The organism is Pseudoalteromonas sp. C8, assembly GCF_011378685.1.
Taxonomy (GTDB): Bacteria; Pseudomonadota; Gammaproteobacteria; order Enterobacterales; family Alteromonadaceae; genus Pseudoalteromonas; species Pseudoalteromonas arctica.
On record NZ_WTKT01000027.1, the window covers coordinates 1 to 18,145 of the forward strand.

9 protein-coding genes and 1 pseudogene are annotated in these 18,145 nt (G+C 38.2%); 2 read left to right on the top strand and 8 right to left on the bottom strand.

Annotated features, from left to right (window positions below; translation table 11 throughout):
• Positions 1-652: 652 nt before the first annotated feature.
• Entirely contained in the window at positions 653-3,631 is a 2,979-nt protein-coding gene (locus GQR39_RS18740) for a DUF3857 domain-containing transglutaminase family protein (RefSeq protein ID WP_165736332.1), read from the bottom strand.
• Positions 3,632-3,927: 296 nt separating this feature from the next.
• On the opposite strand from GQR39_RS18740, the pseudogene GQR39_RS20350 reads away from it, so the two are divergent.
• Positions 3,928-4,079 (top strand): annotated as a pseudogene (locus tag GQR39_RS20350) (two-component system response regulator); the annotation flags it as partial.
• Positions 4,080-4,285: 206 nt separating this feature from the next.
• Positions 4,286-6,370, top strand: coding sequence for an elongation factor G (gene fusA / locus GQR39_RS18750; RefSeq protein ID WP_010554859.1), 2,085 nt, complete (start codon positions 4,286-4,288; stop codon positions 6,368-6,370).
• A gap of 854 nt (positions 6,371-7,224) precedes the next feature.
• Here the strand turns inward: fusA and mdoH are convergent.
• From mdoH to GQR39_RS18785, 7 genes are all read right to left on the bottom strand, one after another.
• Positions 7,225-9,186, bottom strand: a complete 1,962-nt coding sequence (gene mdoH, locus GQR39_RS18755; protein ID WP_024593824.1) for a glucans biosynthesis glucosyltransferase MdoH — start codon at positions 9,184-9,186, stop codon at positions 7,225-7,227.
• Complete coding sequence (locus GQR39_RS18760; RefSeq protein WP_165736333.1) at positions 9,158-10,777, bottom strand: glucan biosynthesis protein G; 1,620 nt, start codon at positions 10,775-10,777, stop codon at positions 9,158-9,160. The genes mdoH and GQR39_RS18760 overlap by 29 nt, the downstream gene beginning before the upstream one ends.
• Positions 10,778-11,106: 329 nt before the next feature.
• Positions 11,107-13,839, bottom strand: coding sequence for an ExeM/NucH family extracellular endonuclease (locus tag GQR39_RS18765; RefSeq protein WP_165736334.1), 2,733 nt, complete (start codon positions 13,837-13,839; stop codon positions 11,107-11,109).
• 128 nt (positions 13,840-13,967) lie between these two features.
• Positions 13,968-14,978: a porphobilinogen synthase gene (gene hemB, locus GQR39_RS18770; protein WP_007579839.1), complete on the bottom strand. Its 1,011-nt coding sequence runs from the start codon at positions 14,976-14,978 to the stop codon at positions 13,968-13,970.
• Between the two features lie 12 nt (positions 14,979-14,990).
• Positions 14,991-16,844, bottom strand: coding sequence for a diguanylate cyclase (locus tag GQR39_RS18775; RefSeq protein ID WP_165736335.1), 1,854 nt, complete (start codon positions 16,842-16,844; stop codon positions 14,991-14,993).
• The gene (locus GQR39_RS18780; protein ID WP_024593821.1) at positions 16,844-17,629 is read right to left on the bottom strand and encodes a TatD family hydrolase; all 786 of its coding nucleotides are present in this window, start codon (positions 17,627-17,629) and stop codon (positions 16,844-16,846) included. Before GQR39_RS18780 ends, GQR39_RS18775 begins: the two co-directional genes overlap by 1 nt.
• Positions 17,629-18,144 carry a hypothetical protein gene (locus GQR39_RS18785; RefSeq protein ID WP_165722835.1) on the bottom strand — a complete coding sequence of 172 codons (516 nt, stop codon included), beginning with the start codon at positions 18,142-18,144 and terminating at the stop codon, positions 17,629-17,631. Before GQR39_RS18785 ends, GQR39_RS18780 begins: the two co-directional genes overlap by 1 nt.
• Between the last annotated feature and the right edge of the window lies 1 nt (position 18,145).

Below are 18,145 nucleotides of genomic sequence, written 5' to 3' on the forward strand. Positions count from 1 at the left end.
ACCATTACATCAGGTTATTTAATTAAAGAGATTTAGTTTTACTAAATTACAGACATAAAAAAAGCCCGTAAGGGCTTTTTTAGTTTCATATCTACCGTCACCGATATGAGCAATGTAGCAAGTAAAATAGTAGGGCGGTTACTCATCATCAACATCAAGGGGCGTTGCGGTTCATAACAAGTAACCATAGCTGTTTACGTGCGCCACACGTTGTTTCAGGGTCGAGAAACAAATCAATTCATTCCTTAACAAGTGGTATGCAATCCGTCTTGTTGATATTGATTATCAGTTAGATCTAACTATCTGTCAATACCTAAATGCAAATAATTCTTATTATTGTGGCGCTTGTTTTTTATTCATATATAAATCGGCTAGTTAGCACTGCCATTTCATAAAAATGCTTATCTTGGTTAAACAATTAAGAATAGATGTTTAATGCTTATTGAATAATTTGATATGAATTTTTATTATAAAAGTATTAATCTTTCGAAGTTAAAATAAATTCAAGCTAGGAATGATTTTATCGCCTTCCAAGACAGCGACTGCTTTGATATCAAATAAAATAGTCTCTTATAAAATCTTAACCCCCAAAGATCAACAGCCTTTAATTAGTGGCTAAAAATATTCGTACTTAATTGGATATTTTAAGCCACTAACGCACTTTATTTGCTGTTATACGTAAATTAATCTGCTCCACTAGTACTTTATCCTGCTTGTTTAGACGCCCTACAATGAGCAAGAAATCACTACCGTCAGTTTTTATTACTTTAATGCTTGTGTTATCAAGTTTGGTTTTACCGTAGGTGGTTTCTATTTTTTCTATGTCTTTAAAGTGACTAAGATCCGATTCAAGCCTGCCGTCATCGTTTTTGTAGTAACTAAAAATATAGTTCTCGGTTATTCCGTTACCGTCTTCTCGGTAATCAAATACTGCATCGCTATAAAAATAAAGTATTTCTTCGTTTTCAGGTGTTAGGCGATTACGTTTTAAAAAGTGTACTTGGTAAGACCATAAACTATCGCCTTTTATAATTGCGGCATTGGGTAAAATATTTACTTCTTGAAGTACGCCTAAAAATAATAGAGGTGCAAACGCAAGCGAGATTAAATACTGTCTAATTCGCCAGTACGAGTTGTAATGTAGGGCTTCTTTACTTGTATCGGTTTGTTCAATGTAACTAACTAGAGGCAACCATAAAAATGGCATTATACAAATCACTATGGTTGCGTATTCGTCCATACGATAAGCAAAGACGCTGGCGAGTACCATTAGCCAGAGTGTTAAGGCAGTCCAGTTAGGCATTACTCTATTTTTGTTTAACTGTTGTTGGCTGTGCTCTGCAAGTGCGAGATACAAAGGGTAATACCATAAAAGTGCAAATATACCTCGAGCAATAGGCATAATACTTGAGTTATCGCGCTCTTTAATGGCTTTAAAGTTACGATAACTCCAGTAGTTAACAAATACGCCTAAACTTAAAATACTGTAAATAATAAACTTACTTACAGATACTGCATAAAATGGACTATCTTCAAATTTCACTTTTTTTGCTGACTCTAATCGCCAATCGGCAAAAAAGAATATGAGTACTAAAATATAGCCAGCCAACACATATTTAAGCCAGCTATAACCAAAGCTATCTAGCACATCAGCTGTTGTTTGAGGTGTTTCGGTCGTTTCCGCGTATTTTAGAATAGGGTAATGGGTTGCTGATATTAACTTTTTACGCTGTGCTAAATAATCATCTATTTGAGCGGCTTTAATATGATCTTGTTTTGCGTAATAGTCATAACTCAGTGTTAAAACGTTATCATTAAATTCAGTAGTTGTTTTTAGATTGAAGTAGTCGTTATCAATTTCTTGTTGATCGCTATCAAATCCCCAACCTTTTTCTGCAAAATGTAGTTTTATTGTGGTGTTAATTATATTGGGGTAGCCAAAGTAGAGTGGGTCGGTGCGATTTACCTGCTTTGGTTCGTAAACGCTATTTTGTATTTCATTCGCGTAAAAACTAGCTTCGTAGCCTTCGTCTGTTTTTTCCCAAAATTCACTAATTAAATACGATTCTTTGGTTATTAGTTTACCCTTTTTTTCTTGTTCACTAATAGTCATTGCTTCATTGATTGATAGACCATTTAAAAAGCCTTGGTAATACTCGAAGTAAGATTTAGCAACGCTATTTAGACCACTGCTGGCTATATTGCTTCTTCGGTTAATAGCTTCAAATTCAGCATAAGTGTACTGGGTTTCAAAACGTGATGGCTCAGATACTTTTTCAGCAATAAAAAAGTTATCTTCTACAGATACATTTGTATGTACAGGTTTTTGCGCCATTGAAGTTAAAGTGGTTTCACCTTTATCAATAATTAGGGCATAGCCATAATCAGGCTGTGCTAAATATTCGAGAGTACCTCGTTGGTAGCTAACCGTAGGATCGAGCCAGTAGCGTTTTCCGTTTTGTTTAAGCGTAACAATTACGTGATTAAATACACTTGCAGAAGGTGGAAGTTCTTTTAAACGTTTGGTTTCCTCTGTATCAACTAGCGCAGGGAAGGCCTCTATATCCATCGCTTTTAATAACGAAATAAGCAGTACTGTTTTATCTTTACAATCGCCGTATCGTAGCGAAAGCGTTTCTGAAGCTGACGTTGGTTGATGCGAGTTAGTGCCCATTTCAAGCCCTAAATATCGAACTTCGTCTTGGCTAAAGCGCAGTGCTGCTGCAATTTTGTCTGATGTTTTTGTGTGTTTTGCTTTTATTTCTTCAGCTACATCCAAAATGCTGTTTGGGGTTTCTATGGCTGATTGATAAAGTGGATATGCCCAGTTAACTACCTGACCCCAATCGTCAAACTCAGAAAAGTAAACTTGTGTATATGGGTCGTACCATGTTGGGGTTTGAGAATTTTGCTCGAGTAAGGGTTCTTCAAAAAGAGTTATAGAATAATCTTTGCCATATTTGTTAAGCGTTTCTTGAATATCTGCTGTGCCGTTTATTGTATTAATATGTAAAGGCGTTTGTTTACCCCAAAGTACACGCATATTTTGTTGCACTACAGGTACCGACCAGTTAAGCGTGCGTCTTGTACTAAATTTATTAGCATATATAGGGTTGCTACCTGTCACTGTGTAGCTGTAATCGAGTGTGTCGCCACTGCGCATATCATCAATAATAATATTGAGTGATAAGCTACCATTATAAATACGATCAGCTAATTCAGATTCACCTTGTATAACCGTCATTCTCGCGCTACCAAGCTTATCAATACGCTCATTATTTCTAATAATAGTTAAGCTATTTAGTGTTAGCGACTCATAACTTGGATCAAAATCAAGATTAAGCTGGCTTATATAATCAACACCACTTTGATTTAAAGCTTTCATAACCAAACGCGTATAGCGTTGCTGTTTTTGTCTGCTCGGTATATAGGATTGGTTATCGAGTAACAAATAAAGTGTGCCGTCACGTACTTTGGTTATGTCTGAATGCTTGGGTTGCTCAATAATATGTGTATTAACCCAATTAGCTGGTTTATCTATTTTATATTGCTGCGCAAAAATATTATGAGAGAAAATTAATAAGGTAAGTGCAATTAGCCAAGAGCTGAGTCGAAGGAAGTTCCATTTCATTGTAGGGTCTTATAGTTGTTTTTATAAATACTATTGAAGGAATAATGTACCAAATTTAGGCTTTTTTGACAATGAGATGTTAATTGAATCCATCCACATATTTATATCTATAATTATGATAATGAATAAGTTCAGCTCAATTTAGCTTATTATTTATATGCATAGGTTATAAATACAATGAAAGCATAAAGGTATTTAATTATCTCTAAAAATGGCTTTGCTGTTTGTCTTATTGCTCGGCACACATTTTACTTTGCAAAATACACTATGCTTTTATAAAGCACGCAACCACCGCATTTACCGCTCAGCAAATGGGTGACTTGGTCGGTGTTAGTCGCTCTACAGCACGCCGTTACTCGGAGTATTTGCTTGAATCAGTAAGTTAACAGCGGATCAAAGTTATGGCAGTATTGGCCGCCCTGAACGTTGCTATAAAATAGCGAAGTAACTTTGTGTACCTGATGCTAAAATATTAAATGCTATTTATTTCAGTGCCTTACATTTTTTTTGTTATGTTTGATATTTAATAGATACTGACGATAAAAAAAATATGTTGAATTGATTGCATTTTAAGCGGCTTGTATGGTGATGTTCGCTTTAAGTGATGTTATACTCCTGCGGAATAATTTATCGACTTTATTAAGAGCAAAATTAATGGCAGATTTATCGAAGTACAGAAACATTGGTATTTTCGCGCACGTTGATGCGGGTAAGACCACGACTACTGAGCGTATCCTAAAGCTTACTGGTCAAATCCATAAAACTGGTGAGGTTCATGATGGTGAATCTACTACTGACTTCATGGAACAAGAAGCTGAGCGCGGTATTACTATTCAGTCTGCGGCTGTAAGCTGTTTCTGGAAAGATCACCGTTTTAACGTTATCGATACTCCTGGACACGTTGACTTCACAGTTGAAGTTTACCGTTCACTTAAAGTACTAGATGGCGGCATCGGTGTGTTCTGTGGTTCTGGTGGTGTTGAACCACAATCAGAAACTAACTGGCGTTATGCTAATGATTCAGAAGTTGCACGTATTATCTTCGTAAATAAATTAGACCGTATGGGTGCTGATTTTTACCGTGTAACTGAGCAAGTACGTAAAGTACTTGGCGCAACTCCACTAATCATGACTTTACCAATTGGTATTGAAGATGAGTTTGTTGGTGTTGTAGATGTTTTAACTAAAAAAGCATACGTTTGGGATGACACTGGTCTTCCTGAAAACTACGAAATCACAGACATTCCTGCAGACATGGTAGATAAAACTGACGAGTATTATGAAATGCTTGTTGAAACTGCCCTTGAGCAAGACGATGCACTACTTGAAGCTTACATGGAAGGTGAAGCACCTTCTTTAGAAGACATCAAACGTTGTATCCGTAAAGGTACTCGTGACCTTGCTTTCTTCCCAACATACTGTGGTTCTGCGTTTAAGAACAAAGGTATGCAGCTTATTCTTGACGCTGTTGTTGATTACTTACCATGTCCTACAGAAGTTGATCCTCAACCTCTTATGGATGAAGAAGGTAACGAAAATGGCGAGTTCGCAGTAGTATCTACTGACGAACCTTTCAAAGCGTTAGCATTCAAAATAATGGATGACCGTTTTGGTGCATTAACATTCGTACGTATTTACTCAGGTAAACTAAACAAGGGTGACACTATCCTTAACTCGTTTACTGGTAAAACTGAGCGTGTTGGCCGTATGGTTGAGATGCAAGCAGATGATCGTAACGAATTAACTAGCGCACAAGCTGGTGACATCATTGCTATCGTAGGTATGAAAAACGTGCAAACTGGTCACACTCTATGTGATCCTAAGCACCCAGTAACACTTGAGCCAATGGTATTCCCAACTCCAGTAATCTCGATTGCTGTACAGCCTAAAGATAAAGGCGGTAATGAGAAAATGGGTGTTGCTATCGGTAAAATGGTTGCAGAAGATCCATCTTTCCAAGTTGAGACTGATGAAGATTCAGGCGAGACTATCCTTAAAGGTATGGGTGAGCTTCACTTAGATATCAAAGTAGATATTCTTAAGCGTACTTACGGCGTAGACCTTATTGTTGGTCAACCACAAGTTGCTTACCGTGAAACTATCACTAAAGAAATTGAAGATAGCTACACGCATAAGAAACAATCTGGTGGTTCTGGTCAGTTCGGTAAAATCGACTACCGCATCAAGCCAGGCGAAGTTGCTTCAGGTTTCACGTTTAAATCATCAGTTGTTGGTGGTAACGTACCTAAAGAATTCTGGCCTGCAGTTGAGAAAGGCTTCAAGTCAATGATGGGTACTGGTGTTCTAGCTGGCTTCCCTGTACTTGACGTTGAAATTGAACTTTTCGACGGTGGTTTCCATGCCGTGGATTCATCTGCAATCGCGTTCGAAATCGCTGCTAAAGGCGCTTTCCGTCAATCGATCCCTAAAGCGGGCGCACAACTTCTTGAGCCAATCATGAATGTTGACGTGTTCACTCCAGAAGATCACGTTGGTGACGTAATCGGTGACCTTAACCGTCGTCGTGGCATGATGAAAGACCAAGAAGCTGGTTTAACAGGCAGCCGTATTAAAGCTGACGTACCGTTATCAGAAATGTTCGGTTACATCGGTACACTACGTACAATGACATCTGGTCGTGGTCAGTTCTCTATGGAGTTCTCACACTACGCTGCATGTCCGCAAAACGTTGCTGATACAGTAATCGCTGCAGAAAAAGAGAAAAAAGCTGCTAAGTAATTAGCTCTTTAACTCTTTAAAAAAACCCGCACATGTTGCGGGTTTTTTATTGCCTATAATTTGGTTTTATTTTTTTAGTTGTTTATAACTACTTTTTATTATTAATTAGTCCTATGTTACTAATTAATAAAAAGGTACTAGAGAGCAATTTATTTACCTCAATCACTTAATTGGTTGGTTTATAAGAGGTTAATTGTAAAGTAAATGTAACTGTATGAATTTTAAGAACTTCTATTGATGCATCTATATACGTAATGTAGAATACTAGCACTTTTAGACTAGAGCTCTAAAGTCAGATAAGGAAGTCTCCGCAGCAGAGACGTTTGCTATTAATTCTATATAAGACGTAACAATCATGAAATCTATTAAATTAGCACCAAACTGGTGGCTACAATTTACAAAATGCGTTTTAGCATTCAGCTTAATATTTTTAATTCATATTATATTTTCTGTGAACCTAAAAATTGTTTTTCTCACTGTAATGCCAGCTCTACTGATTATTACTACTTTTAATATTCTTCATCTTCGTTTTTTACATTGTTATAAAGCAGGCATTTGTTATACGCGTTTATGCACAAAGCGTTATATCAATAGCGAGGAAATTAGTTGCGTATCATTTAGTTCGTTTTTTCTTTTCACCATTTTTAAGGTGGAGTTAGATAATGGTAAAACGTTCCATTTTTATAACTGGGAACTTGATGATGAAACGCAATCAGCTATTTCTAAAATGTACTGCAATAAGTTAGCTAACAAAATTGAAAATATTAGCGATAAATGCAATGCTTGATCTTTAATTTAGATAGCAAAAAGGAGCGATTAATCGCTCCTTTTTTGTTTTTGTATTTTATAACGCGCTAATTAAACTTTTTTATAGCCTTAGCTTTTAGCGCTTTCATCTTTAGCCTGCGTGGCTTCTTAAAAGACTGGATAGGCATTGTTACCAACTGCTCTTGTGGTAGTGCCGGTATTGTTTGTGGATAAGCACCTTCCTTTGGTACCGAAATTTCTTTTAGATGTATTTTAAGTGCTTCTAGAGTTGAGTCGTTATCAACTTCACTAGGGCAAATAAATATACCTAACTTTCTTAGTTGTACACCGAGTTTAATGCTACTGGTATAACGGATAATCGGAGCGCCTAATACTAAGCCCAGCAATATAGGTGATAACCACCAAAAGAATACTGGCGTGAAGTAGTAAGCCGTACAACCCCATGCAATAGCCACAATAGTTGAGAATAACGTATAACCAAACGCCTCTTTCCACGGAACCATACGACCTTCGCGCGGTTGTGCATCCCACTTCACTTTTTTACCTAAAAACACACAAAGTACAAAGTAAGCATGAAATACCATCATTAATGGGGCAACAATAATAGCGAATACGGTTTCAATGATTGAACCTAGTATGAGCTTAATTGAACCACCAAAGCGTTTGTTTCTATGTATTAAGGTGACTATTATGCCCATTAGTTTAGGCATTAATAAAATAACAATAGTTAAATACAAGAGTGAATCAATCAGATCGGTTTTAGCTATTTGCCATGTAGGGAATAATTGATAAACACGGTTAAAGTACACATCACTATTTAATGCGCGCGTTACTGCATCAATAGTACTTAGCGCTAGCATTGAGAGCCAAATTAGTGATGAAATATAGGCTGTCGCACCAAGTAAAAAGTGTAGCTTACTCATTAATTTTAATTTGGATGACGATAGTAAACCTAAGTGCTGAATATTACCTTGCACCCAGCGTCTATCGCGTACAGCGTAGTCTAGAATGTTACTTGGTACTTCTTCATAGCTACCTTCAATATCTGATAGCAACAATACATCCCAACCAGCACTGTGAAGTAGTGAAGCTTCTACAAAGTCATGACTTAAAATTTCGCCGCCAAAAGGTGCATTACCTTTTAGTGTTGGCAAGCCACAGCACGTTATAAATGCTTCAACTCTAATGATTGCATTATGACCCCAGTAGTTGGCTTTATCAGTTTGCCAAAAAGCTGAGCCAGTAGCGAGCATTGGGCTATATAGCACTGACGCAAACTGTAAAAAGCGGCCAAAAAAGGTATCTTGACGAACAGGGATCGGAATAGTTTGGATCAGGCCTGCTTGTGGGTTGTTGAGCATACTTGTAGTAAGCTCTAACATACATTTCCCGGTCATTACGCTATCTGCATCAAGCACAATCATATGGTCGTACTGGCTGCCCCAGCGCTCACAAAAGTCGGTTAGGTTACCTACTTTACGGTGTTTGTTATCTTCGCGACGACGATAAAAAACGTTTTTAGCCGTATCACCTAAACGTTCACACAATGCATGCCATGCACTTAGCTCGTTTTTAGCTATTTCTGGGTCTTGCGTGTCGCTTAATAGATAAAAATCGAAGTTTGCAAGTTGACCTGTTTCTTTTAACGATTGCAGACTAACTTCAAAGCCCGCGATAACACGGTGGGTGTCTTCGTTGTAAATAGGCATTACAACGGCGGTTTTTTGGGCGTTAATTGCCTCACTATTGAACTCAATTGGTTTAATACGCTTTAGCGTAAGTGGGTCAATTCGTAATAGCTGTAATACAAAGCCGATTGTCCCACTACAAAATGCCGTTACAATCCAGGCAAAAGTGATTGAGAATAATACTAAAAGAGCATACTCAAGTAATGTCATACCGTTTGAGCTTAAAATCTCAAACATAATAGATATGCCGTAGCCAGATGTGCCAAGCGCTGCAATAGCAAATAGCCAAACTCTTAATGTTTTGAATGGCATTGGAGTGCCCTTACCTTTATTACTTGATGTCATTTGGGTACCAAACATAACTCCATACCTCGCTAATTTCTTTATCACGTAGTTTTAACGATAAACGCATATCAACGGGTTGATCGTCCTGTGGTGCAATTTTAAAGGCTACACGCCATCCTCGTGAATCAGGCAGTTTTTGTACATTCACGTCGGTTACTTCGCCTGTTGTAAGTTGAATGTCGGCATCTAGCTTTAACTGTTCAGAGAGTTGATTTATTTCTGACCCAGTAAAATCAACAGTAAATTGGCGATGGCTTTTTGGTGGAGGGTTGTCCTCACCAGGTAAAGCAGCACTACCGATTCTTGTGCGCAGTACTCTCGCTTGTTCGTGCTGAGTTAAAGCTGCATTAAAGGTCGTCATTTTGTAGCTTAGCTTTAACGAATCACCGGCTTTCATTGGCTTTTCTGGTACCCAGTAACTTACGATATTGTCGTTAGTTTCTGTGTCAGTAGGTATCTCTACAAGCTCTACACGGCCATTTCCCCATTCACCTTGTGGTTCAATCCATAGGCTAGGGCGGTTGTGGTAATGTGCTTCTGTGTCCAGATAGTTATTAAAATCTCGATCTCGTTGAGCTAACCCAAAACCTTTTGGATTATTGTATGAAAACGAAGTTACACTTAGCTGTGAAGGGTTGTTAAGAGGGCGCCATACCCATTTATCATCAGCAGATTGAGTTAATAGGCCATCCGAGTCATGAACTTCAGGGCGATAGTCATCAAAAAATTTGGTACTGTTTTCACCGTGGTAAAACATACTCGTTAATGGAGCTACGCCGAGCTTTTTAATGTCTTTACGTGCAAATATCTGCATATCAACATCAACTAGCATATTAGTTGTAGGGTCAACACTAAACTTGTATGCACCCGATATAGATGGGCTATCTAATAATGCAAAAATGGTAATTTGTGTTTGGTCGGCCTTTGGTTTAACTAACCAAAACTCTTTGAACATTGGAAATTCTTCACCTGAATTTTCTGCAGTATCAATGGCAAGGCCTCTAGCTGATAATCCATAAACTTGCTGAGGGCCAACAACTCTAAAATACGATGCTCCCTGAAATACCATTACTTCGTCTTTATACTCGTTAGTATTTAACGGGTAATGCACACGAAATCCAGCATGGCCTAGTTGAGTATCCGCAACACTTTTAGCTATTTCTTCTTGTAGTGGTGCAGCAGTGCCATCGTATTGGTAAAAGTCAGTACTGAAAGGTAAGCGACTGCGTTTAGAGTCGCTATCAACGGTATTTATTGTCACAGGTGTTTTATATAAAAAACCAGGATGGAATAATTGCAGCTCGTACAGGCCTTCATCTTTCCATACTGCTTTGTCTTTTTTAAATCGAATTGAACGGTAATCTTGATAATCAATATTGTTAAGTGCTTCAAGCTCAATGTTTTTAGGCGCCACGTATTCTTCGCTTGCTAACTTTTTAGCGCGGGCGCTAATTACGTCAAATAAGCTACTTTGTGGGATTGCTACATCAACGGTTGCAGCAATCGCTTGGTTGCTATTGCCCCAAGTCGAAAAAATAATAAGTAGACCCAGTAGTGGTGCTGACTTCTTTTGCCATTTAGGCAGATTTTGGGTTAGTTGTTTCATTCTCATTCCTTTATAAAAACACGACTTATTTTTACGTTTAGGGTAAATATTGATTTTATTTTGTAAGTATCTTCTAAATAACTTAGAGCAAAATTTAAACCTTAATAAAAGTTCATATTTTTCAATAGGTAATATTTATATACATAATTCACTGAGGTTTTTTTGTGTAAAATTCACTCAAATGTATGTAGTTGTTACTGATTAATTACTAGAAGATTCACAGATCGTCTGAACATATTACGGGGGGTTTAATGAAGCTTGTCTGAATTACATTTGTATAAAATAAAAAAGCCGCAAGAGCGGCTTTTAAATGTTTAGATTTAACGTAGTTATTTCTTTTTAAATCGACGCACTATTGATAGTGGTGCTAAAAGAAGTGATAACCATAATAATGAACCTGCATCATTATCATCATCTGAGCGTAAGTTATTTACTTTCACGGCTACTTTTTCAACGTTAGATAAGTTACCCACGCTATCCTGAGCTTGCACTGTTAAAGTAATACGATTTTCAAATTCGTAATCAATCTCTCCAGCAACAATTAGCTGCCCCTGATTGTTAATAGAAACGCTGTCATTATCAGATGTAATAAATTTAACAACTGGTGATTCATCGGCATTTGGATCACTAAAATCGAGTGTGCCGATAATTGTTCCAATTGCGCTGTTTTCATCGACTGCAAAAACTTGATCAGCTTTAATAACTGGCGTTTGCTCTTCAGGTGTTAAAGTGATTTCAGATTTAATATCAATAATTACAGGGTCGTGATCTGATGCGCGGTATGCACTTTCAGAGTACAAACTAGATTGTTGACCTTCGCTTTTAAACTCTACATTGTAATCAAGAGAAATAGGTTCATCTGCGTTGATGTGCCAATCTGTTGCTGCGACAATTTTGCTAAGTAGTGATTGGGTAGCTACTGCATGATCTAAACTACCAGCGCGACCAGAAAAGCTGTAAGAATAACCAAGCGTATCACCATCAATTTCTGCAACTACATTTTTGTAGCCTTTATCAGCAAATGCACGTATAGGATCTTCCATTGCGTAAGCATTCATATCGCCGACTAAAATAGTATCTTCGTCGTCAACACCGGTTGGTTTGCTATCAAGCCAATTTGCGAATGCATTAGCACCTTCTGTGCGTATTTCATTCCAACAGCCTTGTCCATCACCTGAATCTGCATTGTTTCCAGAAGCACTACCACAGCTTTTAGATTTAAGGTGTGACACAGCAACAGTAAATACTTCATCAGTTTCTAATGATTTAAAGCTTTGTGCAATTGGAGCACGGTTACTAAAATCAAATGGAGCCTCAGTCGTAATAGCAGCAGTACCTACTTCTTCTACTTTGTTAGCACGATAGATAAGTGCGGTAGTAATTGCATCGGTACCAATTTGATCTACGTTAAAATCAACAAATGCATAGTTGTTAGCACTATCAGCGTCATTTAATGCATCTACTAAGCTTGCAATTGCACTAAATTCGCCAAAACCATCATTTTCAATTTCCATTAAACCAACAACATCGGCCTGGATAGCGCTAATGGCACTTACAATTTTAGCTTCTTGGCGAGTAAATTCAGCTTCTGAATCTGCACCTCGGGCTGTAGGGAACCCTCCGCCTTGGCCATCACCATTAAAGTAATTAAGTACGTTAAAGCTAGCTACACGTAAATCTGCTTCAGCATTAAGTTCAGGCGCATTTTCACGTGCATTTGTTGCAATAAACGAAGGTGCTACAGTTGGGTGGATTCTGTAAAGGCTAAAGCTATAAGCAAGTGCCCCCGTAACAGTATTAACTGTATCGCCAGTACGTAATGTATTTTCTGCTGATAAGCCTGGAGTTGGGTAGGCTGTAGGGTCTAAGTTTTGTACTGTAGAGCCATCATCTAGTAAAATCTTTTTAAGTAGATTTTCAGTTTCAACTGCATTAGCTGCATCTCCAGGTAATGCAACTTGGGTACCTTGATACAAGCGTTCTGTTGCTAATTCAACTTCACCATATCGACCAAGGCCAAAGTTATTAGTTACTACTAATGGTTGTTCTAATGTAACTAACATACCTTCAAAAGCTTCTAAATCAGTTGTATCAGCTAAAGGTAAAGTGATTTTTGTAGCTGCTGCAGCTAAACCAGTGCCACATATGGCAACTTGGCTAACACTGCCGATTTGTGTTGCATCAAAATATTCTTCTACAGTACCTTGTACACGTACATGGTCGCCTACGTTTACGTCAATATCTGCAAAATAAACAAATACACCTTCAGAGGTGAGAGGATTTGCATCTATGTCAGCAGCAAGTGAGCTAACAAAAAAGCCTTTTAATTGATCATCATCTTGGAAGTCTGCGGTTACAATCCCCTCAAACTCTACTAAAGTATCAACAAGCGGGCTTGCAGAGCTATCGCCTTGTATAGCGTTAATTAGTACTTTTTCTGCGCCACAAACAAGTGGTTCAAGTGGTTCTGGTTCTGGAATTGGTTCAGGTGTTGTTCCACCATTACCTGCATGTGAACCTAAACCATCAAAGTCATCTTGGTCAAACTGTACCCATTCTTCACTCGGGTTAAACTCTGCGTCAGGTGTTGTTCTACCTGCGGTAATACTATCTTTTCTACGAAGTGTTTTATTTTGTGTTTGTACTGCGCCCTCAGACCAAAACGAACCGGGATCTACACCGCGCTGGCCAAAGCTATCGACTACAGTGCTACCTTGCATTAGAACTAACGCATCATCACCATTAAAGTTAGCAACACCATGTTCTAAATCGGCTTTTTCTTTTAGTGCATCATTTGAACTTGAATTAACAACAACAAAGGTACTGTTAGCTGCCAAAGTACCAGACAAATCAAGAGTTGATTGAATTGTAGTTTTGCCATTTACATACAAACTTAGTGAGTACTGATCAAGAGTTAGTGGAGATGACGAGTTATTATAAAGCTCAATTGCTTTATTATTACTGCTTCCCTCTATGTATTCTGAAATGATTAGATCTGCGGAGGCTGGCGCACTGAGACTTGCTATAACAAGTGCGAGTGGTGTTATTTTTGTTTTAAACATTTTTTTATTATTCCCGTGTATTAATCCCAAAATGGGACACCAGTTTAGAGAATAAATATGACGAAAATAATACAAAAATGTAAACGAATGTAAATAAAAGGCGGTTTAATCGCCTTTTTATAAAAACCTTACTTTTTAGCTAGGTATTGTGCGGCTTGCTTAGCAAAATAGGTCAATATTCCATCAGCGCCTGCACGCTTAAATGCAAGTAAAGACTCCATTATAGTAGCTTCCTCACTTAACCAACCGTTATCAATAGCTGCTTTGTGCATTGCATACTCGCCACTTACCTGATATGCGAAAGTAGGTACACCAAACTCGTCTTTAACACGACGTACAATATCTAAATAAGGCATGCCAGGCTTAACCATGACCATATCAGCGCCTTCTTGTAAGTCTAATGCGACTTCACGTATTGCTTCATCAGAGTTTGCTGGGTCCATTTGGTAGGTTTTTTTATCGGCACCTTTTAAGTTTCCAGCAGAACCTATTGCATCTCTGAATGGGCCGTAGTAGCTAGATGCGTACTTAGCTGAGTAGGCCATAATACGGGTATGCACAAACCCATCAGCTTCAAGTGCTTCACGAATTGCAGCAATACGGCCATCCATCATGTCCGAAGGGGCAATTACATCAGCGCCCGCTTCTGCATGCGAGAGTGCTTGTTTAACTAAAATTTCGGTGGTTACGTCGTTTATTACATAGCCTGTGTCATCAATAATGCCGTCTTGACCGTGCGTCGTGAATGGATCAAGTGCACCATCAGTAATTACACCCAACTCAGGAAAGGCTTCTTTTAAAGCGCGAACAGTGCGTTGCACTAAGCCATCGTCATTATATGCTTCTTCGGCAAATAGTGATTTTTTGTCCGCAGGGGTTACCGGAAAAATAGCAACGGCAGGTACGCCAAGCTCAACAAGTTCTTTTGCCTCAAGTAATAGTAAATCTATCGATAGACGTTCAATACCAGGCATTGATTCAATTGCTTCGCGACGATTTTTACCTTCTAGTACAAATACAGGGTAAATTAAATCGTTTACGCTAAGTTGGTTTTCGGCCATTAAGCGGCGAGAAAAGTCGCTGCGGCGCATTCTGCGCATGCGAGTATACGGGAAAAGGTCTAATCCTGATTGGGCCATATTAATATGCTCCTACTGTGGTAATGGAAAAGTGATTACTTGATTACGGCCATGTTGCTTTGCGTAATAAAGTGCTTTGTCGGCGCACTCAGTAAAAATTTGAGGGTTGCTAACATCATCAGCAATGCTGGTGTATACACCAGCGCTAATTGTAAATTGAATATCATTATTGGCAACCGTTACTGTACTGGCTGAGATAGCTGCTCGTATTTTTTCAGCTATGTCTTGTGCACCTTCGCTGGGGGTATTAGGTAATAGCACCACAAACTCTTCACCGCCATAACGAGCAACTTCATCTAGTGGTCGCTTTAAATGATCTTTTATAAGGTCAGATACTGCTTTAATAACTTGATCGCCAATTATGTGTCCGTATGTATCGTTAATGCTTTTGAATCGGTCTATATCAAGCATAACAATACTAAGCGGCGTTTGTTCTCGGCGAGACCGACGAATCTCCATTATTAGCTTTTTATCAAAAAAGCGTCTGTTTTTTATTCCGGTTAAAGCGTCTTCGGTATTGAGTAACTCAAGTGAGCGGTTTTTTTCTTCAAGTTCTCTGAGTGTAACTTGTAATTCAAAGGTGCGTTCGTCGACTTGTGATTCGAGTTCTTGGCGTGTTTTTTCTTGTAACTTTAAGCGCTCTTTAAGTAGCGTATCTTGAGCTGCATTTTCAGCAATCAAGGTTTGCTGAGCAATTACTTCTTCATCACGTTGCAAAATAAATAACTTCATTACACTGTAGCATAGACAAAATATGCAGCTAAAAAAGCATGTAAATACAAATGCTAATGTACTTCTGTCAAAGGCGTATAGCCCTATTACTGCAACAATAAAATAAAGCATTACCACCAAGAAAAAAACTAATACGAGCAGTAGCGCTTTATTAGGTTTAGAAGGTGATAAACGTATGCACATAAGTGTAGTTGCAATATAAAAGCCTAAAACGATTGGGATAGTAGTTAAGCAAAATAGTGTCACTATATGGTTTGGAAATAGCCAAATAAACAATAACGAGACACCTAATGCGTTAACTATCACTTTTTGAACCGTTAGTAAAAAAGAGGGCTTTGGATGGCAAATTTGCTTTTGTAAAGGCAAAAACATTAAAGCAATCAGCATAAGTAATACAGGGATCATAACTTGCTGTAACGCTGGCAAATTAGGGTGAATATATTTTAGGCCAAAGCCACAAATGTAGGCTAATAAACTACCTAATGTGAGGGTCATTAAACCAGCATAAACAAAATAACGTTTACGTGAAAAACTATATAAAACTAAGCAACTCACGCCTAAAGAAAATATAAAACCAATCAATAAGCCATAGAGTAAATTAAGTTTACCTTTATGTGCCAAATAAGCTTCTGGTTGCCACAGCGTTAAAGGGACTCGCAAGCCGGAGCTATTCGTCACTCTCATAATAATAATGGTTTCGCTATTTGCAGGGCTAATTAGTTTAACTAATAAAGATTCACTCTTAATCGCACGTTTATTAAGGGGGTATCCATCGCCAATTTGGGTGTGAGAAATTAATTGCGAGTTATGTAACTGATATACTTGAACGTCGTTTAGCAGAGGGTTGTTTAGTGACAACAGTTGTTCGGTATTATAACTAAGCGTGTTTTTTATTTTAAATTTCATCCATACAGAACGCTGCTCAAGACCTAGGTTAAGAGGTTTACCTGTGTTTTTTTGCCACTGTATACGGCTACTTTGTTGTGCATCTAATAGCGAAGTTGGTTCAAAAGAGTAATGCAGGTTATTAATGTTTTGGGAGTTAAAATCATGTTTTATTATTACAGGGCTTGCGAAAGAGCAAAAAGTGCAAAGAAGCATCAATAGACTTAGTAATGCTTTTGCGCACGCCATTAGCAGCTCTTTAAACCAAAAACATTGTAAAAGTTTTCTGTAGTTTTGCGGGCCACAACTTCTTCATCTATTTGATAAAGTTGCGCAACTGTTTGGCAAATATAAGGAAGCAGAGCCGGTTCATTTTTACGCGATTTAGGTTTTGGCTTAACTGTTCGTGGAATTAAAAATGGTGCATCAGTTTCTATTAATAATCGATCTAGAGGAATGCTAGGCACTAGTTGTTGTAAATCTTTACCACGCCTTTCATCACATACCCAACCCGTTATACCAATATACAGACCTAAATCTAAATATTGCTTTAGAGCTGCTGAGTTACCCGTAAAGCAGTGGAGTACACCGCGAATATTAAACTCTTTTAAAATACTTAGCATGTCGTCACTTGCATCACGTTCATGTAAGTAAACAGGTAAATCTAATTTTTCGGCAAGTGCTAGGTGGCGTCTAAAAACACTACGCTGTACATCGCGAGGCGAAAAGTCACGGTTATAATCAAGGCCGCATTCACCAATCGCTATGACTTGCTTATTGTTTGCAAGTGCAGTTAATTGTGCTTCTAATTCATTCGTCGCCGATTTAGCATCATGTGGGTGGACACCCGCCGTAGAATATTGGAGATGTTTTATCGCAAGTTCAAGTGATTGCTGACTACTCGCAATATCACAACCTATAATAAGCATATTTGTAACACCGGCTTCGCTTGCACGGGTAATTACATCATAATGCTGGTCATCAAATTGATGATTAGTTAAGTTAACTCCAGCATCAATTAACGTATATGACATTACTTAGTACGTTTAACGCGAATAGAGCGGTTTTTACCGTCTTGTTTCAGTAAAAAGGAGTTGAATGCACCACGGCTGATTACAATTGTATCGTTTTCTTTTAAACGCATGCTGTCAGAGCCAATTTGACGCCATTGTTGGCCGTTATCTAGCGAAATAATTAACTCGCCATAAGCTGCTTCTTTCACTGAAGTAACCATAGCTTTAATTTCAGTCTCTTTTTCTACCTGTGATTCTTTGTGCTCTAAGCCAAAATCGTCAGCTTTTGCCTTTGCTTGAATTGGTGCAGCAACTACGACTTGAGGTACATTGTTAGCCGTTGGTGGAGTGAGCGTTTTTGTTATTGTTGGCTTTGTTAGTGATTTACCAGCAATTGTATTGTCATAGCAAAGTAATCGGTTAAAGTCATTTTCAATAAAGCTACATGCCTGTAACGCTTGAGTATTAAATTCAGTTTGCGCAGCAAAAGTAGGCGCACTTAATAAAACCAATAGTGAGAGTAGTTGTTTTTTCATT